Annotated in this window: 21 protein-coding genes and 1 pseudogene; 13 read left to right on the top strand and 9 right to left on the bottom strand. The window is 45.6% G+C overall.

Going from position 1 to position 20932, the window contains the following annotated elements; translation table 11 throughout:
* Nucleotides 1-493 precede the first annotated feature (493 nt).
* Nucleotides 494-1621, top strand: coding sequence for a cobalt-precorrin-5B (C(1))-methyltransferase CbiD (gene cbiD / locus JGK11_RS04125; protein ID WP_293186469.1), 1128 nt, complete (start codon nucleotides 494-496; stop codon nucleotides 1619-1621).
* A 335-nt stretch (nucleotides 1622-1956) separates the two neighbouring features.
* The gene (gene guaA, locus JGK11_RS04120) at nucleotides 1957-3570 is read left to right on the top strand and encodes a glutamine-hydrolyzing GMP synthase (protein WP_325315854.1); all 1614 of its coding nucleotides are present in this window, start codon (nucleotides 1957-1959) and stop codon (nucleotides 3568-3570) included.
* A 215-nt stretch (nucleotides 3571-3785) separates the two neighbouring features.
* Here guaA and JGK11_RS04115 read toward each other — a convergent pair whose 3' ends face one another.
* From JGK11_RS04115 to JGK11_RS04095, 5 genes are all read right to left on the bottom strand, one after another.
* Entirely contained in the window at nucleotides 3786-4418 is a 633-nt protein-coding gene (locus JGK11_RS04115; protein ID WP_293186467.1) for a hypothetical protein, read from the bottom strand.
* 110 nt (nucleotides 4419-4528) lie between these two features.
* Nucleotides 4529-5056, bottom strand: a complete 528-nt coding sequence (locus JGK11_RS04110) for a hypothetical protein (RefSeq protein ID WP_293186466.1) — start codon at nucleotides 5054-5056, stop codon at nucleotides 4529-4531.
* 27 nt (nucleotides 5057-5083) lie between these two features.
* Nucleotides 5084-5530 carry a hypothetical protein gene (locus tag JGK11_RS04105; protein WP_293186465.1) on the bottom strand — a complete coding sequence of 149 codons (447 nt, stop codon included), beginning with the start codon at nucleotides 5528-5530 and terminating at the stop codon, nucleotides 5084-5086.
* Nucleotides 5527-7443: a tRNA uridine-5-carboxymethylaminomethyl(34) synthesis enzyme MnmG gene (mnmG, locus tag JGK11_RS04100; protein WP_293210653.1), complete on the bottom strand. Its 1917-nt coding sequence runs from the start codon at nucleotides 7441-7443 to the stop codon at nucleotides 5527-5529. The genes JGK11_RS04105 and mnmG overlap by 4 nt, the downstream gene beginning before the upstream one ends.
* 55 nt (nucleotides 7444-7498) lie before the next feature.
* Nucleotides 7499-7741 (bottom strand): hypothetical protein, encoded by a 243-nt coding sequence (locus JGK11_RS04095; protein WP_293186461.1) that lies wholly within the window; start codon nucleotides 7739-7741, stop codon nucleotides 7499-7501.
* A 269-nt stretch (nucleotides 7742-8010) separates the two neighbouring features.
* On the opposite strand from JGK11_RS04095, the gene JGK11_RS04090 reads away from it, so the two are divergent.
* The 9 genes from JGK11_RS04090 to JGK11_RS04050 all read left to right on the top strand — a co-directional run bounded on the left by JGK11_RS04090 (nucleotide 8011) and on the right by JGK11_RS04050 (nucleotide 14763).
* Nucleotides 8011-8346, top strand: a complete 336-nt coding sequence (locus JGK11_RS04090; RefSeq protein ID WP_293198789.1) for an NADH-quinone oxidoreductase subunit K — start codon at nucleotides 8011-8013, stop codon at nucleotides 8344-8346.
* Between the two features lie 8 nt (nucleotides 8347-8354).
* Nucleotides 8355-9797, top strand: coding sequence for a cation:proton antiporter (locus JGK11_RS04085; protein ID WP_293210651.1), 1443 nt, complete (start codon nucleotides 8355-8357; stop codon nucleotides 9795-9797).
* Nucleotides 9798-10085: 288 nt separating this feature from the next.
* Entirely contained in the window at nucleotides 10086-10469 is a 384-nt protein-coding gene (locus tag JGK11_RS04080) for a Na+/H+ antiporter subunit E (RefSeq protein ID WP_293186457.1), read from the top strand.
* A complete protein-coding gene (locus JGK11_RS04075; RefSeq protein WP_293143050.1) occupies nucleotides 10466-10717 on the top strand; it encodes a hypothetical protein in 252 nt (83 codons plus the stop codon). The genes JGK11_RS04080 and JGK11_RS04075 overlap by 4 nt, the downstream gene beginning before the upstream one ends.
* On the top strand, nucleotides 10714-11016 hold the full coding sequence (locus tag JGK11_RS04070; protein WP_293186455.1) for a monovalent cation/H(+) antiporter subunit G: 303 nt from the start codon (nucleotides 10714-10716) through the stop codon (nucleotides 11014-11016). The genes JGK11_RS04075 and JGK11_RS04070 overlap by 4 nt, the downstream gene beginning before the upstream one ends.
* Nucleotides 11013-11615 carry a DUF4040 domain-containing protein gene (locus tag JGK11_RS04065; RefSeq protein WP_293210649.1) on the top strand — a complete coding sequence of 201 codons (603 nt, stop codon included), beginning with the start codon at nucleotides 11013-11015 and terminating at the stop codon, nucleotides 11613-11615. The genes JGK11_RS04070 and JGK11_RS04065 overlap by 4 nt, the downstream gene beginning before the upstream one ends.
* Entirely contained in the window at nucleotides 11612-12274 is a 663-nt protein-coding gene (locus JGK11_RS04060) for a Na(+)/H(+) antiporter subunit B (RefSeq protein WP_293186452.1), read from the top strand. The genes JGK11_RS04065 and JGK11_RS04060 overlap by 4 nt, the downstream gene beginning before the upstream one ends.
* 150 nt (nucleotides 12275-12424) lie before the next feature.
* On the top strand, nucleotides 12425-12559 hold the full coding sequence (locus tag JGK11_RS04055) for a hypothetical protein (RefSeq protein WP_293186473.1): 135 nt from the start codon (nucleotides 12425-12427) through the stop codon (nucleotides 12557-12559).
* 305 nt (nucleotides 12560-12864) lie between these two features.
* Entirely contained in the window at nucleotides 12865-14763 is a 1899-nt protein-coding gene (locus tag JGK11_RS04050; protein WP_293210647.1) for a M48 family metallopeptidase, read from the top strand.
* A 198-nt stretch (nucleotides 14764-14961) separates the two neighbouring features.
* Here JGK11_RS04050 and JGK11_RS04045 read toward each other — a convergent pair.
* The 3 genes and pseudogenes from JGK11_RS04045 to JGK11_RS04035 form a co-directional block, all read right to left on the bottom strand.
* Nucleotides 14962-15750, bottom strand: a pseudogene (locus tag JGK11_RS04045) (IS1 family transposase).
* Between the two features lie 367 nt (nucleotides 15751-16117).
* Nucleotides 16118-16855, bottom strand: a complete 738-nt coding sequence (locus tag JGK11_RS04040; protein ID WP_293210644.1) for a DUF475 domain-containing protein — start codon at nucleotides 16853-16855, stop codon at nucleotides 16118-16120.
* A gap of 61 nt (nucleotides 16856-16916) precedes the next feature.
* Nucleotides 16917-17993, bottom strand: coding sequence for an RNA-guided endonuclease TnpB family protein (locus tag JGK11_RS04035; protein WP_293210641.1), 1077 nt, complete (start codon nucleotides 17991-17993; stop codon nucleotides 16917-16919).
* A gap of 525 nt (nucleotides 17994-18518) precedes the next feature.
* Between JGK11_RS04035 and psaM the strand changes: the two genes are divergently transcribed.
* Together psaM and JGK11_RS04025 are read left to right on the top strand one after the other, a co-directional pair.
* Nucleotides 18519-18614 carry a photosystem I reaction center subunit XII gene (gene psaM, locus JGK11_RS04030; protein WP_015174804.1) on the top strand — a complete coding sequence of 32 codons (96 nt, stop codon included), beginning with the start codon at nucleotides 18519-18521 and terminating at the stop codon, nucleotides 18612-18614.
* Between the two features lie 280 nt (nucleotides 18615-18894).
* Nucleotides 18895-19308 carry a hypothetical protein gene (locus JGK11_RS04025; RefSeq protein ID WP_293187236.1) on the top strand — a complete coding sequence of 138 codons (414 nt, stop codon included), beginning with the start codon at nucleotides 18895-18897 and terminating at the stop codon, nucleotides 19306-19308.
* A gap of 203 nt (nucleotides 19309-19511) precedes the next feature.
* On the opposite strand, the gene ctpA is transcribed toward JGK11_RS04025, so the two are convergent.
* Complete coding sequence (gene ctpA, locus JGK11_RS04020) at nucleotides 19512-20801, bottom strand: carboxyl-terminal processing protease CtpA (protein ID WP_293195996.1); 1290 nt, start codon at nucleotides 20799-20801, stop codon at nucleotides 19512-19514.
* Between the last annotated feature and the right edge of the window lie 131 nt (nucleotides 20802-20932).

Raw genomic sequence — 20932 nt, 5'->3', positions numbered from 1 at the left:
TATTCCTGTAGTTTTAGGACTGTGGACTAAAATTACTAACGTAGATGTCTAACATTGACTACTTTTGGGTAGCTTTGTCCAGGTTTTTACGAGCGGTTGATGCGAGGAAAAAGGGTGCAAGGTATGTCGAAGATAGCCATAACCATCTTGTTTTTTGAACCTGTTTACAATATTTGTACTTGATTCCGGGAAGCGGTGTCTCAGTCTAAGCGCACTCGCGATTGATGCTCCCGATAGCTTTGGTTCACGAGATTCCGGGTTTTGTGAAGATACCGCCACGTGCGCGTAAGGCTTCGGTGTGGGTTGTTGACGATCGCACCTGAAAAAAAATGTTGCTTGCTTCAAGACAACAGGCAGGACAAAATTCTTGCTTGACAAAAATGAGGCTAACTGCTAATAATATCAAACCCTAGAATGAAGCTTAAGTGCTTGAGGGGTATCACTACCACACTGTGATGTCGATCGCCGACTAATTTAAGGATTTCTGCATTTTGTGACAAAAACTCAACCTTTATCCGGGTATACACTGCCAGTATTTGCCTGTGCGGCCGCACTTGCAGCTTTGCGGTGCTTGCGCGTAGGTACTCAGTCTGTAGGTAGCGTATCAGTAGATTTACTGGAACCGCCAATTACGGCAGAAATTGCGATCGAACAAGCATCTGTACTCAAAACTGGTACAGCTTTAGGCGTGACTCGCTCCGATCCGGGAGACAACCTCGATCTGACTCGCAATACACCCGTTTGGGCAATGGTGGAATTGCTCCCAGAGGCGGAGGGAGAGGGGGAGCAGATTGTGATTGTCGGGGGCGAGGGAATTGGACATCACAAAGTAGGTGGTGGAGCGGCAATCTATGATTACGCGATGCGACTGCTGCGATCGAATCTGAGCCGAGAACTCGCACCGGGAGAAAGAATTACTGTCACGCTGATTCTGCCGTCAGGGCGCCAACTCGCCACCCGCACTTCTAACGAAGCTTTCGGCGTCGTCGAAGGACTTTCGCTGCTGGGTACAACTGGGATTTCTCAACCCCTGAGCGCCCCCGGACAGTTGGAAATTTACCGCGAACAACTGCAACAAAAAGCCGAACTGTTTGACACTTTAGTCTTCTGCATCGGCGAAAATGGCTCCAATTTGGCGCGACAACTGGGCATCGATCCGCAGCGGCTGGTGAAAACGGCTAACTGGCTGGGCCCGCTCCTGGCAGAGGCTGGATGTCAGGGCGTGCGATCGATCTTGCTGTTTGGCTATCACGGCAAATTGATGAAATTGGCGGCGGGGATTTTTCACACTCACCACCACCTCGCTGACGGGCGCCGGGAAATTTTGACAGCTTTCTGTGCTAAAGCTGGAATGCCCGCAGATGCGTGTTCTGCGATTTTTGCTGCGGCGACAGCCGAAGAGGCTCTCGGCCAACTGCGGGCTCTAGATGCGGCAACTGGCAGCCATTGGGTCGATCGAATTTACGGCGACATCGCCCGAGAAATCGACTTGCGATCGTCCGATTGCATTTTCACTCATACTAACCAGCGTATCCCCGTGGGTTCAGTGATGTTTGGGCGCGATCGCAAAATTATTGTTAAAAGTGACATAGGGGATACATTTCTGACCCAAATTTGTTAATGTAGTGTGAATATCCCTGAATTCTTTTTAAAAGAGCGATCGGGGATAATATTTAACAAGTAATAATTCTCAGTCCCTAGATCTTAATTATACTAGGTTGCTGCTTGACGCAATTTCTGATGCAAGAGTTCAATTAATTAGAGTAAATGTCGAAGTGAATCTATGCTTACCGCAAGCCCTATTAATCGAGTAACGTCGCTGAGAGCAATCTAGTACAAATAAGATTTATTTCTAGCGACTAACGGTCGCTCGCATCGATCAGTATTAGACTGAGGCGGCGACAAATACCTCCGCTACTTTCAGCCCAATTAGCAATTAGCAACTACGCAATTACCGTGACTACTCAAATAGAAACTGAATCCGACCTCACCAATTCTTCTCTGGGGCAAATAGACCGCCAGATGATCGTGATTCTCGACTTCGGTTCGCAATATTCCGAACTGATTGCTCGACGCATTCGCGAAACTCAAGTATATTCAGAAGTTATTTCTTACCGCACTACGGCAGAACAGTTAAAAGCTATCAATCCTAAAGGAATTATTCTTTCAGGAGGCCCGAGTTCTGTATACGATGAAAGAGCTCCCCAATGCGACCCGGAAATTTGGAATCTGGGAATACCAGTGTTGGGCGTCTGCTACGGGATGCAGTTGATGGTAAAGCAACTCGGCGGGACTGTTGAGCGGGCTAAGTTGGCCGAATACGGCAAGGCATCGCTATTTATTGACGATCCGACGGATTTGCTCACAAATGTCGAAGAAGGCGCGACGATGTGGATGAGCCACGGAGACTCCTGTAGCGAGTTGCCGACTGGTTTTGAGATTCTCGCTCACACGAACAATACTCCGTCTGCTGTTGTTGCTCACCACGAGAAAAGTTTATACGGGGTGCAGTTTCATCCAGAAGTGGTTCACTCGATCGGCGGACAAGCTTTGATTCGCAATTTTGTTTACCATATTTGCGAGTGCGAACCGACTTGGACGACAGCTACTTTTGTTGAGGAAACTATTCGCGAAATTCGAGCCAGAGTGGGAGACCAACGAGTTTTGTTGGCTCTATCTGGCGGGGTTGATTCTTCAACATTGGCTTTTTTGCTGCACAAGGCGATCGGCGACCAACTTACGTGTATGTTTATCGACCAAGGGTTTATGCGGAAGTACGAACCGGAACGGTTGGTGAAATTGTTTCAAGATGAATTCCACATTCCGGTGCAGTACGTTCTAGCTCGCGATCGCTTTTTGGCTCAACTTGAAGGCGTTACCGATCCTGAAGTAAAACGCAAGCGGATCGGCCACGAATTTATCAGTGTATTTGAAGAAGAATCGAAGCGCCTCGGCCCCTTCGATTACCTCGCTCAAGGTACTCTTTACCCGGATGTAATTGAGTCGGCTGACACGAATGTAGACCCGAAAAGTGGCGAACGAGTTGCTGTTAAGATTAAAAGCCACCACAATGTGGGCGGATTACCTAAAGATTTGTGTTTTAAGCTGATCGAACCGCTGCGAAAGTTGTTTAAGGATGAGGTGCGAAAAGTCGGTAGATCGATCGGGCTTCCCGAAGAAATCGTCAACCGACAACCTTTCCCGGGCCCGGGATTGGCGATTCGGATTACGGGAGAAGTTACCGCAGAGAGGCTGAATATTTTGCGGGATGCTGACTTCATCGTGCGCCAAGAAATCAACCGCCACGGATTGTACAACGAACTTTGGCAAGCTTTTGCAGTTTTGCTCCCGATTCGCAGTGTAGGCGTTATGGGCGATCAGCGCACCTATGCTTACCCGATCGTTCTCCGATTTATCAAAAGCGAAGATGGGATGACGGCTGACTGGGCGCGGGTTCCATACGATTTGTTGGAATTGATCTCGAACCGGATTGTGAATGAGGTTAAGGGCGTTAACCGGGTGGTTTACGATATTACTTCTAAGCCGCCTGGTACGATCGAGTGGGAATGATTGCTAGTTAGGGCGATCGAGTAAATCAGACGTAGGATGGAAATCGCGCCTACACAGACAAAACCCGCACTTTGTTTGTCTAAGGAACGAAAATTTAATAACTTACACAAAGAAAGTGGGATGGGCGTCCCGCCCGTCTTTTCTGGACGGGCGGGACGCCCATCCCACAATAATTAAAATTGTAAGTTATTTAATTCTCATTCCTAAGCGCGGTTTCAACCGCCGTCTGATATGTTCGCGTCAGCATCTAACATCAATTCGCACTGTTTAAATACGTAATTAACAGCCGCAAAAAGTCGATCGAGTTCTTGAATGGTGTAAAAAGTGCGGTTGCGAGTAAAGATATTAGCTTCTAATTTTCCAAACTGCCACCTGTCTCCGTTAGAAGCAATTCCAAATAGAGTTTGTGCGGGATTTTCATTCATTTTTTGAGCGGCAATCATTTCGGCGATGCACTGTCCCCAGCCAGCTTCAAAGTTATCTTGTTTCGCTTCAATCAAGACGAAATAAGGGCGATCGAAAACAATATTTCCTAAGGGAGATTTCTTAGCTAAGATATACTCTGGAAATCCGGTTAAATTTTGATCGTATATTAGAGCTTTATGACTCCATAAAATCAGCTTTTGTCGGTAGCACTTCCAAACTTCTTTGAGAAGTGGATAAATCAGATTTTCGCAGATAGCAAATTCCGAACAGTCGGCGGCACCTTCTTCCATGACTATTTCTAAGTCTTCTCGAAAGTAGTCAGGAATATTGAATTCGGTTTCAACTATAAAGTTGGACTGAGTGTAGGTAATTTGAAATTCTTTGAGGACAGCATCAATAGTTTTGTAAGCACTGAAGGGCATAGTTATTTCCTGTGAAAACTATTAAAATTTGGTCAACAACGGTTGTATTTTCATCGTCACAAAACCTAATCTCGAAGTTGGTTAATTCATTAGACATCAATATAACAAAGTTAACCCACAACCAGAAGCTCATTCAGCTTATTTTTTAAGTCGGGAGATGCCATTAATGGATTATAGACTTCCCCCTCGTAGGGTTGCCAAACATAACTAGAACTAAATGGTCGAAAAACTGGTAAGGTTTCTCGCCCCTGAATAAGTTCTTTTGCTAAAACTAATCCGGGAAGAGATAAGTTTGACAAATCCTCAATCAATTCACTGTAAGTTCTAAATTCATCAACTTCAACACCAACCAAAGCATAGCGAAACGATGGAGCAAACCGTAGAGTGTGATACAGTAAAATCCCTAACTCTGTCATTATATAAGCACTTTCAGGGCTATCTATTCCCACTTGACTAATATTATTTGGATAAACTCGACACCACCAGTTTTGATCGATATCTTGAAAAGTGTCTGTGCGACACAGGCATTGGCGATCGTTTGAGAGTAGCCATTCTATTTTCTCAAAGTGTTGAGCAAATTTATTAACATTGCTTTCATCTGAGCCACATTCTGCCGATAAACTGAATATCCATGCCATTGTTATAGACTCCTATGATATATGAGATTAATCAACTCTTTCCCAATCATTTTGGGTGTTTGCCAATGCGGCCTCGTACATTTCCAGAGACATTGTAGCTCTTGGCAAGATGCTAACGTGCGTCGGGCTATCTTGGACAGCCTGCAAATCTCCAATAATTTTTATGTCATCAATTTGCCATAGAGAGTCTTTTCCAGTCCCACCAAATTTTGTAGGTCTGCGAAATGCTGGTAAACTTTCAATTGAAATGGAAACCGACATTCCCTTTGTATTCCTGACAGCAACAGCAACCAACTCTCCTCGAAACTCACGTTCTAACTCTGCTAACAAATAGCCTTGCTCATTCAGATAACCTGTGGGCATTTGCTCAATATCTATGTCAATACCAGGTCTTACCCCTAGTAATCTAGCACTGCGACCTATTTTCGGCTTACCATTTTGCTCTGCCATGCCACGATAGTAAAGTTTATTCATTTTCCCATAGCAGCCGGCTGCTTGCGGTTTTGCACTTCCAGATAAATCAACAAAGCATTAACATCAGCCGGATTCACCCCGCCAATTCTCGCTGCTTGGCCAATAGTCAAGGGTCTAATTTTAGTCAACTTCTCCCGCGACTCCTTCGAGAGAGTTGTAATTGCCATATAATCCAAATCCGCAGGTAATTGGCGGCGTTCGTGTTTGGCAATGTCATCGATTTGATTTTGCTGTCTTTGCAAATAACCGGAGTATTTGAGTTCGATTTCTGCACCATCTTTCTCAGCTAATTTTAGACTAGAATTGCCTAAATTGTAGCGTTCTAAATCGACGTAGTGAAAACCGGGACGGCGCAGCAAATCAGCCAGAGTTATTGAACCTTTAATCACTTGTTGAGTGTCAGCAAAAATTGCTTTGCCAACCTCTTCGTGTTCTTTGACGCGAGTTGAGTACAAACGGGCTTTTTCCGCGACAATATTAGCTTGTTTGCGATCGAATAACTCCCAGCGCCGATCGCCAATTAAGCCAATTTCCCGTCCAAGCGGGGTCAAGCGTTGGTCGGCGTTGTCCGATCGCAACAACAGCCGATATTCCGATCGCGAAGTCAACATCCGGTAAGGTTCCCGCAAATCCTTCGTACACAAATCGTCAATCAAAGTGCCGATATAACTTTGCTCGCGGGCAAACACAATCATCTCCTGATTCTTCGCAAACCTAGCCGCATTAATACCTGCGACAATCCCCTGTGCAGCCGCCTCCTCATATCCCGTCGTACCGTTCACCTGTCCCGCGCAAAACAGCCCTTCAATCTTCTTAGTCATCAGAGTCGGAAAGCACTGAGTTGCAGGCAAATAATCGTACTCCACAGCATAAGCAGGGCGCATCATCTCGCACTTTTCCAAACCTGGAAGAGTCCGCAGCATTTGCAATTGCAAACTTTCCGGCAAACCAGTCGAAAATCCTTGGATATAAAGTTCAGGAATATCCCTACCTTCCGGTTCAATAAAAATCTGGTGGCTTTCCTTATCTGCAAAGCGCACGATTTTATCTTCAATACTCGGACAATAGCGCGGGCCTTTCGCATCAACCCAACCGCCGTAAACTGGAGAAAGGTGCAAGTTGTCTCTAATTAACTGGTGAGTTTCGGGCGTGGTTCGAGTTAAATAGCAGGGCATTTGTTCGCGTTCCACCCAGACTTCTGGATCGAAACTAAACCAGCGAACATCTGCATCTCCCGGCTGCGGTTCCAGGTTTGTGTAATCGAGAGTGCGTTTGTCAACTCTTGCCGGAGTTCCTGTTTTTAACCGTCCGGTTTCAAAGCCCAAACGGTTGAGAGTTTCTGTCAAACCTACGGCTGCAAATTCTCCGGCACGTCCGGCCGGCATCGACTTGTTGCCAACCCAAATTGTGCCACCTAAAAAAGTTCCTGTGGTGAGAATTACGGCTTTGCATCCAAAGCCGACGCCGAAGTAGGTTTCAACGCCGATGACTTCTTCATTTTTGCCCAAAACTAAGTCTGTAACCATCGCTTCGCGGATGGTCAAATTCTCTTGATTTTCGACAATATTATTCATGACAGCGGCGTATTCCCGCTTGTCTGTCTGGGCTCTTAGCGCCCAAACTGCGGGGCCTCTCGAAGCGTTGAGGACGCGCTTTTGTAGATAAGTGCGATCGGCCATTTTGCCGATTTCTCCACCTAGGGCATCGACTTCGTTGGTAAGTTGAGTTTTAGCGGGGCCGCCGACGGCTGGGTTGCAGGGTTGCCACGCAATTTTGTCGAGGTTGAGGGTGAGTAAAAGCGTGCGGCATCCGAGGCGAGATGTGGCGAGGGCGGCTTCGCAGCCGGAGTGTCCGCCACCTACTACGATGATGTCGAAACTGTCTTGGAATTGTACGGGGGTTTGTGCGGTCATGGTCTGCATTTGAGCGGCAAGGACTCGTACTTTATTTTAGCAGTAATTTGGATAATTAGGTAAGTATAAAAAGACCATAATATTTGGCAAATAATTGGTGAACGGGCGACAATTCCACCGACAAAAAACAAATCAAAAAAATATTTTTTTGTGGAACAGGCATCTTGCCTGTTCCGCAGCCGGGGATAATTTCACCCCAGAATAAATCAAAAAAATCCTTTTTTTGTGGAACGGGCATCTTGCCAGTTCCGAAGCGGGCTCCACTCAGCGCATCACTTTGAATAGAAATATCATTCATTGTACTCCCATTCCAGTGTATCGGGCGTGCGATCGCCCGATCGCCTTGCACGCGCGATCGCGATCGCCCCAGTTACACTCTGTACTCCCATTTAAAATCAGTACCAAAAATTAACATAACTTTACGATAGCTTCCCAACCTCGATCGCATTACTTGCCAAGTCAATCTAAAATCCCAAATCTAAAATCTAAAATCGATCGACTCGCCCTACATTAGTAGCACCCAAGTAATGTATCATTGTCACCAAACCTTAAGCAACAAAAATTTCCGTGTTAGAAGCCTTCGTATTTGCCACAGTATTGTGCGGATTTTTTGGTATCATCCTTAAAAAGAACCTGGTGATGAAGATCGTCTCTATGGACGTAATGAGCACCGGTGTAATTGCCTATTATGTCGTGGTTGCATCCCTCAATGGCTTGTTCACGCCAATTATGGGAGATGTCAAAAATAGAGCTTTCGCCGATCCAGTCCCCCAGGGAATCATCTTAACTGCGATCGTCATCGGCTTTTCGATTCAAGCCCTGATGCTGGTAGGTGTGATGAAGCTAGCACGGGATAATCCCACATTGGAAACCAGCGAGATCGAGAAAAATAACACGCCGTAAACCCATCCATGAATATTATTACGATCGCTTGGCTGACCATACCATTTTTTATCGGGTTCGTCATTTATCTACTTCCCAAGCTTGACAAATATCTCGCATTAGCAGTCACCTTTGTTTCAGCAGGCTACGCGCTACAACTATTTCTCGAAAAGTCGCCCCTCCAACTAAAATTACTAGATAATTTCGGCGTTCAAGTAGTTGCCGATCAGTTGGCCGCCTACTTTATCTTGACAAATGCCCTAGTAACTGCTGCGGTGATTTTTTACTGTTGGCACAGTGGTAAATCAGCCTTCTTTTACTCCCAGATGATTATTCTGCATGGCAGTATAAATGCTACCTTTATCTGTGCAGATTTTGTCAGTTTATACGTCGCCCTAGAAGTCAGCGGGATTGCAGCTTTTCTGTTAATTGCCTATCCTCGCACCGATCGCTCTTTATGGGTAGCCCTGCGCTATCTGTTTATCAGCAACACCGCCATGCTATTTTACCTCGTGGGCGCGGTGCTAGTCTATCAAAAACATAATTCCTTTGTTTTTGACGGTTTAAAAGGTGCGCCACCAGAAGCTTTAGCCCTAATTTTTCTGGGATTATTGCTCAAAGGCGGGATTTTTGTATCGGGATTCTGGCTGCCACTAACTCACTCAGAATCAGAAACCCCAGTTTCAGCATTACTCTCAGGAATAGTCATCAAAGCTAGTATCTTACCTTTGTTGCGCTGTGCTTTGGTTTCCGACGATCTCGGTACTATCGTCAGAATATTTGGCGTGGCGACAGCTTTAATGGGAGTATCCTATGCCATCTTTGAAAAAGATACAAAACGGATGCTAGCGTTCAGCACAATTGCCCAGTTAGGCTTTATTCTAGCAGCACCGGAAGTCGGTGGTTTTTATGCGCTGACTCACGGTTTAGTTAAATCAAGCCTCTTCTTAATTGCCGGTTCCTTACCAAGTCGCAACTTCAAAGAACTGCAATCTAAGGCGATCGATCCAAAAATTTGGATAGCCTTAGTAATCGCCAGTCTCTCCATTTCCGGCTTTCCTTTGTTGGCAGGATTTGGGGCAAAAGTGTTGACCTTGAAAAGTGTAGCACCTTGGCAGGCGATCCCTATGAATATTGCGGCCGTAGGTACAGCTATAACCTTCGCCAAATTAATCTTTATCCCGCGCGGCGAGAAACAAGAAGTCAAGCCGGGTTTGTGGCCAGCAGTCATCCTCTTAATTGGCGGGCTAATTATCGCAAATGTGGTGTACTTAGATGCTTATAGCATTGAAAGTATCATCAAAGCAGTGGGGACGATCGCGATCGGGTGGCTGATTTATGTTTTAATTATCAAACGGTTAGCGATCGCCCTGCCACGTGCAGCCGAGCAATTCGATCATCTGGTAGGTGTGATGACTCTAACCTTGATCGCACTCTTTTGGATGGCATTAGCGACAGGAACCCACACTTGAATAGAAAGTGCGATCGGATGCACCTCAGTTTGGTAAATATGTGTGTAGGGGCGAAGCATGACCGCAGTAAATATGAGATTATCAGTAATAGCTTATATGCGGTCATGCTTCGCTCTCTTCAAAAACCAGATGCAGCCTTGCGATCGCTCGCAATAAGAGTATGCAAGAGATATCTAGTAAAATTAGAAAGTATCTTGTAATTATCTGCGTTTATCTCCGTTAATCTGCATGACATCTGCGGTTGTTGCACATCAAAGATTTATGCAAAAAGTCTAAGAAGGAAAAAAGATGATTGGAAGTTTGATATTACGATTGACAATTTGGTTTTTGCTTACCGCCGATTTCACCGTGCCAAATATCATCATTGGTATAGCGATCGCATTTCTCCTACCCCGCGGCAATACATCCCCGGAAAGGATCAAGGAATGGCTAAGTATGCTCAAAAAAATCCTGATTGCGATTCCGGTAGCATACATTGAGGCCTTTGAAATTATCATTCGTCCCCATAACGGAGAAGACATGATTTTGGAACGGGCAAAAATGAAAAGATCGCCGATCATGATATTTTTGGATGTATTCCTAATCACGTTTACGCCCAAAACAATTGTGGTGAGACACAACCAAGAAGGCTGCTACGAAGTTCACCGGGTTTTCCCGATTAAAAAACCATGAATTTGCTCTTAATTGCGATGATTGCAGCCATGCTCATCCCCATGTACGAGGCATTGACGGATGATGATATTTGGCAGAAAATGTTAGCCTTGGGCAGTATTTCCACCAAGGCAGGAATTATGACTTTGTTCATCTCTGTCTTGCGGGACGATTGGATGATTGGCGCTGTAGGGGCGATAATCCTGACTGTGGGAAATGCGGGATTAATGCTGTTAGCACACATAATAAAACGAATGGATGATTTATGATTGATGTGGTGAGTTATGTATTTTTTGGTGTAGGAATATTCTTCTGGTTTTGGGGAACTTCTCACCTAGTCGGCAAGCGATCGGTATTATTTAAGTTACACAGTCTTTCGGTTGCCGATACCTTGGGTTCGATCCTAATCGTTGTCGGGCTGCTGATCAAAATACCTAGTAGATGGCCGCTGCTAACTTTAGCAATTATTTCCTTGGCAATCTGGAATACAATGCTGGGATATGTGTTTGCACACTGTTCGAGTGAAGAGGCAGAAAATCAGAAGGAGTTTCCAACAGAGACATTATGAATGATGATAGCTATATCTATATCTTAACTGCGCTGTTGCCCTTGGCTGCTTGTATGGTAGTAGTTCAGGCTAATCCCTACCATGCCCTAGTCATTCGCGGCATATTAGGTGCGATCGCAGCATTGGTATATTCAGTGTTTGGGGCGGCGGATGTGGCTTTGACGGAAGCCTTGATGGGTACGATGTTGGCAATAACCCTGTATGCGGTGGCAGTGCGATCGTCCTTGGTGATGCGTTTGGGCGTGTTGGAAGAGGAGAAAGTCGAGTCGGATGGTGATGTTTTGAAGGTAGAGTTGACAGTAGAAAGTCCCCGCGATTTTAACTCATTGATGAAGGATTTTCGGCGGATTTTTAGCAAGTATTATCTCCGCATTGAGGTAGTACCTTTCACCAGTCTGGAGGGTTTACATCGCGCCTTGATGGAGAAAGAAATTCATGCAACTTGTGTGCCTGTGTTAGATAGCGATCCCGAAACCAAACATTATCAAACTGTGACTAGAATCCAACGGCTTTATGACATCATGCAGGTCGAAATTTCATCAGTAAATACCAGTCTGACTTACAAAAATGCTACGGATTTAGCGGAGGATTATCAATGAAATGGGTTTACATTGCGGCGGGGATAGTGCTTTACATTAAAATGCTATTTTTTGCCAATCCAACATCAGGTTTATCAGGTTTGGCGATCGTAGAATTGATTGTCAAAGATAGCGGGATTCCGAATGCAGTATCGGCGATTATTTTCCGCAATCGCCTTTATGACACGATTTTTGAAGTAGTGGTATTTACGATCGCCATTATGGGCGCTAATTTTCTGTTAGCCACGGAAAGACCATCCTGCACAATTTATCAGTTTACCGATCAACCTTCAATTGTGTTAGCCCGTTTGGGAGCGACTATTGCGGCTTTGGTGAGTATTGAATTGTCATTGCGGGGACATTTGACTCCGGGAGGCGGTTTTGCGGCGGGTGTCGCGGGGGGAACTGCGATCGGTTTGGTGGCGATTACTTCGTCATCCGAGTGGATGCAACGGATTTACGATCGATCGCACGCGGCGACTTGGGAGAAGATTTCGGTATTGGTTTTTGTGGTGTTGTCTGCGATAACTTTGTGTGGGTACGAGTTGCCGCACGGACAGTTTGGGGCATTAGTTAGTGGTGGTGTAGTGCCTTTGCTGAATATTTTGGTGGCGATCAAGGTTGCTTTGGGTTCGTGGGCGGTGGTGTTGATTTTTATTCGCTATCGCGGTTTGTTGTGATGGATTTTTAGGGGATGTTGATGAGATTCTCATTCAACGATATAAGTCGCTACAAATTCCCGCGTAACAATTGTTGAAAAGACTCAGCTACTGTTGTCTGCACCCGTCACTCTATTTCGTTAACAGCAATCGTTGAAACCAGGTAAAACGATGATAGTCCGACAACCCCGCTACAGCAAAGAAGAATTTGTCAAGGCGGGCGATCGGATTTATGAATCTCAAGTCCGCCCTCAAGTCGAGACAGGCGATCGCGGTAAGATAGTGGCGATCGACATTGAGACATGAGCTTTGGCGCGATCGCACTATATAAAAAGAGCGATCGCAACTTCCCAATTCATCTCGCGGACAACTCCCATCAATTTTTGTAAACACTGCCCGACCATCCAAAAAAATTGAATTAGGATGGGTGGGAATAATAATTCATCTTGACTTAAACAGCATTTACAGCATTGAGTTTAACCTATAAAGGTTATTGGTTGGCATCGACGAGTTATTAGCGCTGGTTATGCAAAACCAGAAACATCGAGTCCATCATACTTTTGTGCAATTAATGCAATTGGCCATCAGCACATATAAAACAACTGTTTCCTATGGCAATCAATCAGAAAGAGTTTGATAAATTAGTCAAAAATTTGGAAGAATTCTCGCAGCGTCATCCGGGAAGTTACCGCTTGCGAGTAGCCCTGTTTGCCGTATTAGGTTATGCCTACATCTTTTTAATACTTGCTGGATTATTCGCACTGATCGGGCTGTTAGTCTTTGTGATGATGTTTAGCCATCACATCAATGGTTACATCATTAAGTTTGGCATTTTGTTACTGATTCCGGCATGGGCAATTGTGCGATCGCTCTGGGTAACTTTCCCCCATCCTCAAGGATTGAAACTGAGTCGCGATCGAGTTCCTCACTTATTCGGCCTGGTAGACGAATTGACCGCTAAACTTGAGGCTCCCCGATTCCACAACATCTTGTTGAATCGAGAATTCAATGCAGCAGTCGTTCAAGTTCCGCGGCTCGGTATCTTTGGCTGGCAAAAAAACTACTTGCTTCTAGGACTTCCCCTGATGCAGTCCTTGTCTTTGGAACAATTTAAAGCCGTTCTGGCACACGAATTAGGACATCTCTCGGGCAATCATTCTCGCTTCGCGGCATGGATTTATCGAATTCGCAAAACCTGGTTGCAGATTTACGAACGGTTATACCAGAGCGACCAACATGGAGCATCAAAGTTGTTTAATAGCTTCCTAGAATGGTATTGGCCTTCCTTTAATGCCTACTCTTTTACCCTAGCACGGATGGATGAGTACGAAGCCGATCGCTGTGCAGCCCAACTCGCTGGAGTACGCCATGCGGCTGAGGCGCTAATTAATGTAAAAATCAAAGCCCGTTTTCTAGAAAGTTCCTTTTGGTTAGATATCCACAAGCAGGTTGCAGATCGGGTCGATCCGCCTGACAATGCTTATTCTTCTATGTTAACTTTCCTGCACGGTGCGATCGCAGAAGCACAGACCAATCTATGGCTAGAGCAGGCTCTGGCAGAAAAGACCGATAATGCAGACACCCATCCCTGTCTGAGCGATCGACTCAAATCCCTAGGTTATCTGAGGACTCGATCGCCAAAATTGCTTCAGTCAGTAACCATACAAACCAGTGCAGCAGAACATCTTCTCGGAAACAGCTTAGAACAGTTTGCTACCCAGTTCGATCGCGATTGGAAAGAAGCAGCATCAACACCTTGGCGGCAGCAGTATGCTTACCTCCAACAAATCCAAAGTAAACTGCAAGCTTTAGAGCAAAAAGCACAAGTGCAAACACTGGATGAACGAGAAGCATGGGAACGAGCCCATTACACATTAGAAGTGCGAGGTGGTGAAGCAGCAATTCCCTTGTTGCAAGATGTCTTAAAAACTCACCCCGATTGTGCAGAAGCTAACTATAGCCTCGGGCAGATCTTACTGCAAAAGGACGATCTAGCAGGTATTGCTTGCCTGGAAAAGGCTATGACACAAAGGATAGATTGGGTAATAGACGGGTGCCAGCTAATTTACTGTTTTTTCTGGCAACGAGGTCAAACTGACAAAGCAGACAAATATCGCGATCGAGCCGAGAAGCATTCTCAGTTGATGCTCAAAGCTCAACAGGAAAGAGCTAGCGTGAGCGATCGCGACCAACTCAAACCTCATACTCTGAAACCATCAGAAGTAGATGAACTCAAACAACAGTTGGCTCCCTACTCACAGGTTCAAGAAGCTTATTTGGTAGAGAAAGTTATCACCTACTTTCCCGAAAAACCTTTCTGTATCCTAGGAATCGTTCGCAAACGAGGTTTGATAGAAAGTGAGAATGCGGATCAAAATGTGGCCGAGCTGCTGGCTAAAAGTTTGCAGTTTCCTGGTCAAGCTTATGTCATCATTTTGAATCACAGTAGTTCCGGCAATTTGCAAAAAAAGATGTCCGTGGTGGAAGGGTCTTTAATCCTGAAACGTTAGTGCTATCAGTTTTCAACATTGAAGCTCACTTTATGCGCTACAACCAACCCCATATACCGCTGCATCGAAGTTCTATCGTTTACCCAGTAGACCTTCCTCCGGAATAGTTAGGGTATAATCTATAGCGGTTATCAGAAAGATTCGCGGACGTTGTTGGGAAGAAGGCCCTATACGTCTGGGTGGTTTATAAGCTGTCAATTATACCTCATCTTTTTGAGAAAGGCTATACCTAATTATAGATGTAAGTTTTGGGTAAAATGCTAGGCTTTGCTGAATCACAGGAATGGGAATATCATCAAATTTCAAGTAATGTATTAATAATTTAATAGAATGCTTGAGCATTTCCTCACATTTAGAATAACAAAGAGTCTTGCGATTTAGTCTAGCTGGCGGAATGCCTTAGTCTTGTATTTTCCCCTTCTACTCGTGTCATATAAGTCTTGCTAATAATCTGAGATCCATCAGGGATAAACATGGGATATACAGACCATCCATCAGTTACATAAAAGTAGCATTTCTATTCACTTACTTTGTCCCATAATGGTTCAAATGTCTTAGCGCTACGATCCCCTAATACCCATCCTAAAATCCCTGGCTTAAAGTGGTCAACCGCTGTCCACAGCCAGATCTTGTCTGTTTTTTTTTCACATAAGTTTGTAATTCATCGAGCTCACCAACTTCTGGAATCACTTCAGGGTCATAAACATCTGGTAACAGTTTGCCGACTTGTTTAATCCAATTCATTACTGTGGTATGATGAACTCCCTTAACTCCTTCTATCGCCCGTAAACCCATGCCATTGACATACATTTTCAGGCAATCACGTTTGATGGTCTCGCGCTTGATCTCGCTGGGGTTCATACTCACTGATGAATTGGCGACCGCATTGGACACAAATGTGGTTCTGTTTTCCTTTTTTTTCCCGTTTTTACGGATATGGGTTGATTTACATTCGCTTGCTTTGCATAAATTATTCCTCCTATTCATACTATAACTCAGCAACGCCAATTAAATTTAGGTTTCCAGTTACTTTTACTGTTTCAACGCTTTCCGAGTCCATCACGCTCGGCCTTGATGCGGTACGCTCAACAACCTGCTATTACTTGCCCTTTACTGTCATACTGTCATCAAGTTTGCACTCTTTCCGTTGTTTCCAGGGGCGGGAATTTCACGCCAACTAGGATGTTTCAACACGTAGATGGTTGTTCTTACTCACTTCTCGATCGTAATACAATATTTTAATAGAAATAGCAAAGAAAGAACATGGGGACTGAAGTCCCCCGAGCCGCTTCCCTAGGAAGGACTAAAGTCACGCTTGTTTCCCGCATCCCGTATTGATTTTTATGAAAGTAGGTTAAATTTCGGACTTCTGTGCTTGCGCTTCCGGGACTGCAACTTCTGCATCCGGCAGATTGACAGCAACTTCTGCGGATTCTGCAAGAGATTCTACAGTTTCTAATGCCTCGGGAGTGCGCTTAGAAAATCCCCAGACAAACATTAAGGCGATAGAAGAAACTACCAGCCACTGGGGAGGTACTAAACTCTCATTAATTACTTTCACCAGCAATCGCATTCCCACGAAACCGACTGTAATGTAGCCAGCATCTTCAAGGTGTACGAACTCATCGAGCCAGCGGATGAACAAGCCTGCCATAAATCGCAGGGTTATGATGCCAATTGTCGCGCCAGTCAACACCAGCCAAGTTTGGTCAGAAATCGCGATCGCAGTTGTAACGCTATCCAAAGAAAAAGCTAAATCCGTCAGAGCAATTACTGGAATTGCTTTCCACAGAGACGCAAATCTGGGGCCGTGATGTTCTCCATCAGAGTCAGCCTCTGACGCAAAGTGCTGGAAAACTAGCCACAGCAGATACAGGGCTCCCAGCAGTTCAAACTGCCAGAACTGGATCACCCAAGTCGCCGTTAAAATTAGTGCTATTCGCAGTACAAAAGCAATTATCAAACCGATGTTGAGAGCTTGTTGCTGTAGCTTGGGTTCTTCTAAACCTTTGGAAATAGATGCCAGGGCGATCGCGTTGTCAGCCGAAAGCACCGCCTCCAAAGCTACCAAAACCAACAATAATAAAAACAAGTCTAGACATTTGCTTCTTACTTCATCGGGAGCATGGGAGCGGTTATCCCTCGGTAAGCTTTCACGTTTTAGCCAAGCGCGATAAATTAATTGCTGCGTTCAAATCTCTGTCCATCGAATGACCGCAACTTCCACAGTTGTAAGTCCTTTCTGCCCGTGGCATATCTTGAATATGTCCGCAGTTTGAACAAGTCTTGCTCGAAGGAAACCAGCGGTCAGCAATGATTATTTCACAGCCAAACTTTTTAGCTTTGTATTCCAGTTGACGTTTGAATTCATAGAATCTACAATCAGCGATGACTTGAGCTAGTTTGTGATTGGCTAGCATCCCCGAAACATTTAAATCTTCTACTACTATCGTTGCGTGGTTTTTGCCTAAGTAAGTAGTGATTTGATGAAGAGTATTTTTTCTGAGGTTTGCTATTTTTGCATGATGCTTCGCTAGTTTTTGTTTAGCCTTAAATCTATTGCTAGAGCCTTTCGTCTTTCTCGATAACTCCTTTGACAGCCTACGCAACTTATTGAGATGCGTTTTGTAATGCTTTGGGTTAGGAAAAACAACACCCGTTGAAAGTGTTGCTAACTCTTTAACTCCCAAGTCAACACCCACCGCATCGTGTTGCTTTACAGTTGGTTCATGCTCCTGTTCGTAAGCAAAAGCAATAAACCAACTGTCGGCGGTACGTGAAATAGTGATTGACTTGCAGGTGGTGTGAGGCAATCCGACCTGGGTTTTTACCCAACCGATGGTTGGTAGGTTTATGGACGTACCATCTACCGGGATTGGTTTGCCACCTGCATCTATCGTGAAGGAATCATGATGACCCTTCTTCTTAAATTTGGGATATTCACCTTTTTTGGAGAAGAACCGAGTGAAAGCATCCCCTAGATTGTCAAAAGCATATTGAGTGATCTTCTGGCAAATTCCCGCTTCTTTAATCCATGTAAACTCAGGTTTTACATGATTGTTAAAGAATTTCTTGAGCAGGTATTTGTTGGGCTTCAATCCATCTTTGTAAAGATTACTCCAAGTAGCCAATCCCCAGTTATAAGTAAACCTCGCTATTCCAGCGTGCTTGCTCATGACTGTTGCCTGAATCTTGTTTAGTTTTAACTTTGTTTTGATGGATAAAAGCATTGTTCGACCTCAACACGCTAATTTCACCGATCCCGAAACATCCCAGCGCAAGCGAGTGTCTTTACTGACAATCCAAGGTTTTTTGGGAATCGCGCAGGGTTTGAACAAAATGGTACATCGTAGATTTGTCAACAAGTGTACCACCTTGTCTATTTAATCGCTAGCTAGGTACTAGCTCAGCGCAAATCACTGGCTCTGTCTAAAATGAGTGTCACGTTTACTGATCGTAACCTAGTCCGGCAACTTTGTCGCGGCCGATCGCTCCCAAGGCAGTTCGGAAACGGCCAATTTAGGGGGTTTTAACGAATTTAGCGGATTTATAGCGATCGAACTCAATCCGAGAACGAGAAGTCAAGCATAAAGATTTTCCCCATCTCCCCATCTCCCCCTCTCGGCCTCTCCCCCTCTCCCACTCCTCCCCAACGGCACCGAATTACTTGTCGATTTGTAACAAAAGATTCCCAAAAGCGCCAATTTGTCTCAAATTGATGAAAGCTCGTGCCCGTAAAATGGAGTTTTCCTCATATGTCTTTAACAGATACCCAAGTCTACGTAGCGCTCGTAATTGCTTTGATTCCCGGAATCTTGGCTTTCCGGCTGTCAACAGAACTGTACAAGTAGTTTCGAGACACCAGTAGCGAACCGCACCGTCGCCTGTCCTCCTTAGTTAAATCTCGAAATTACAGACAATTGCTGTCATCGTGCAGTAGATTGTTTGTGGTCACGAAGACGAGACTGCAAGGGCAGGCATTTTTATTGGGAAATTCCGTCCTCAGCCGTCACCCAGTCTCAAAAATTTGGGCTGCGAGCACCCTGACAAACAGGGGCAGGTGTGCGTTAAACTCAGAATTTTCTGTGGTCAGCTCTAAAAAGTCAGTCTCAGGTATTTGAAAAAAAAATTATGCAAGCGATTCAACCTACCGTTACCCCACTACGTCCTGTAAAAACTCCCCCTCGGGTTACTCCTCGTCGCAGCAGCAGCCAGCGTTCCTACCCTCATCAAACGCTCGCCGCCGAAACAGGAGTCAAGTTAGCAGTTAATGTAGTTCTGTCAGTGTGTGCGACTTCTGCTTTGATTCAGCTTTGGCCCCACTACCGGGGAGTCCAAGAAAAGTTGCACGAAATCCAAGCTGAAGTGAATCTTACTCAAGCGCGAGTCGATAAGTCGCGATCGGACTTTAACCGCTATTTTGACCCCAGTCAGGCTAAAACTGTGATGCAAGAGCAAAGCAATCGAGCCGATCCCCAGCAACGCCCGGTGATTTTGCAGGAACCCGAAGCACCCGATTCTGAGGAATCTACGCTGCAACCTTAAATTGTCAGACAGCAACCTTAATCTGAAGATTGTTGTAGGATGTGCACCGCGCAGACAGAAGAGTGGACGAAGGGAATTCGCGCCTATACAAACAAAACCCCAGGAATGCGGGTTCAAGAAACAAGAGGGGGCGAATGGAATTCGCGCCTGTACAAACAAAACCCGCAGGAGTGCGGGTTGAAGAAAGGGTGGTTGAAATTACTTTATTGTCTTCCGTCGGCAGAGGCGGACATTGTTTGTCTGGGCGCGGTTTCAACCGCCGTCTTTGCGATCGCGGTTTTCTCTTTTAGTAGTTGCAGTGCAGCTTGATATTGTAAGTCGTCTTCAGTGCCAATTCGATCGCGCGCAATCGGTTCTAGCGGCACTGCGCGATCGGGCGAAATCCCCAATTTGTTAATATCCGTGTGGTTCGGTGTCTCGTACTTAGCAACAGTTACAGCCAACCCGGAACCGTCGGACAAATCAAACAGCGACTGAATCAGTCCTTTCCCGAAAGTCTTTTCGCCCACCAGTTGAGCTCTGCCGTTATCTTGCAGCGCACCCGCCAAAATTTCGCTAGCACTGGCCGTTCCCTTGTTCACCAAAACAATCAGCGGATCGCCAGTTAAGGCTTGTCCAGAAGCCTCAAAACTGCCGAGAATGCCTTGTCTGTTGACTGTGTAGACGATCGTCCCAGAATCGATCCACAGGCGCGCAATTTCAATCCCCGCTTGCAACAGCCCGCCCGGGTTGTTCCGCAAATCGAGAATGTAGGAGGCAGCGCCTTGTTTTTCCAAACGATCGATCGCATGGGCGACTTCTTCGGTGGCGTTAGCGCTGAATTGACTCAGGCGAATGTAGCCCAGCGGTAAATTGTCCGGCCCGGACTGCAATTCGGCATAAACCGGATTGAGAGCAATGCGATCGCGCACCAGCTCAATGTCTTCAGGAACCTCCCTTCCTTCGCGTCCCAAGGTCAAAGTAACAGGAGTGCCGATGCGGCCCCGCATTCGAGTTGCTGCTTCGTCCAGGCTCAATTCTGAGGTAGGAGTGCCGTCAATTTTCAAAATGCGATCGAGCGGTTGAATGCCGGCTTTATCCGCCGGCGAGCCCGCCAAAGGAGCCACCACTGTCAGAGTATTTGTCTCGGGGTCGATCGCAATTTGTAGCCCAACTCCCGTCAATTCTCCCGAAGTGTTGACCTGCAAACTGCGGTACTGTTCCGGTTTGAGCAGTCGAGTAAAAGGGTCGTCAAGATTTGCCAGCATCCCTTGAATCGCCGTGTAAGTCTGCTGTCTGTCGTTGAGCGGTTCCTTGACGGCTTTTTCGCGAATCGACCACCAGTTTTTCGAGTTGAAGGTGTCATCCACATAGGAACGATTGACAATGCGCCAAGCTTCGCTCAACAACTGCTGTTCTGGAGTTAGCGCCGCCGCCGGAAGAGCCCATGCGCCTAGAACCAGGACGACTTGGAGGAAGAAGATAATTGCTGTCTGGAAAACTCGTCTCTGCATGATTTTTTTGTCTCAAAGATAGGCAAGTATGGCATTTCCTGTATTTTAAGTTTGTAAGCTTTTAAGCTTTTGTGCAGTCAACTGTCCCGGAGACATTCAGGATTCATCATTGCCCAGCCGCGAACAAAAAA

The sequence above is a fragment of the Microcoleus sp. PH2017_34_RAT_O_A genome (assembly GCF_020737885.1).
Taxonomy (GTDB): Bacteria; Cyanobacteriota; Cyanobacteriia; order Cyanobacteriales; family Microcoleaceae; genus Microcoleus.
Note: the sequence above shows the minus strand (reverse complement) of the source record. Positions and strands in the feature narration are given on the sequence as shown.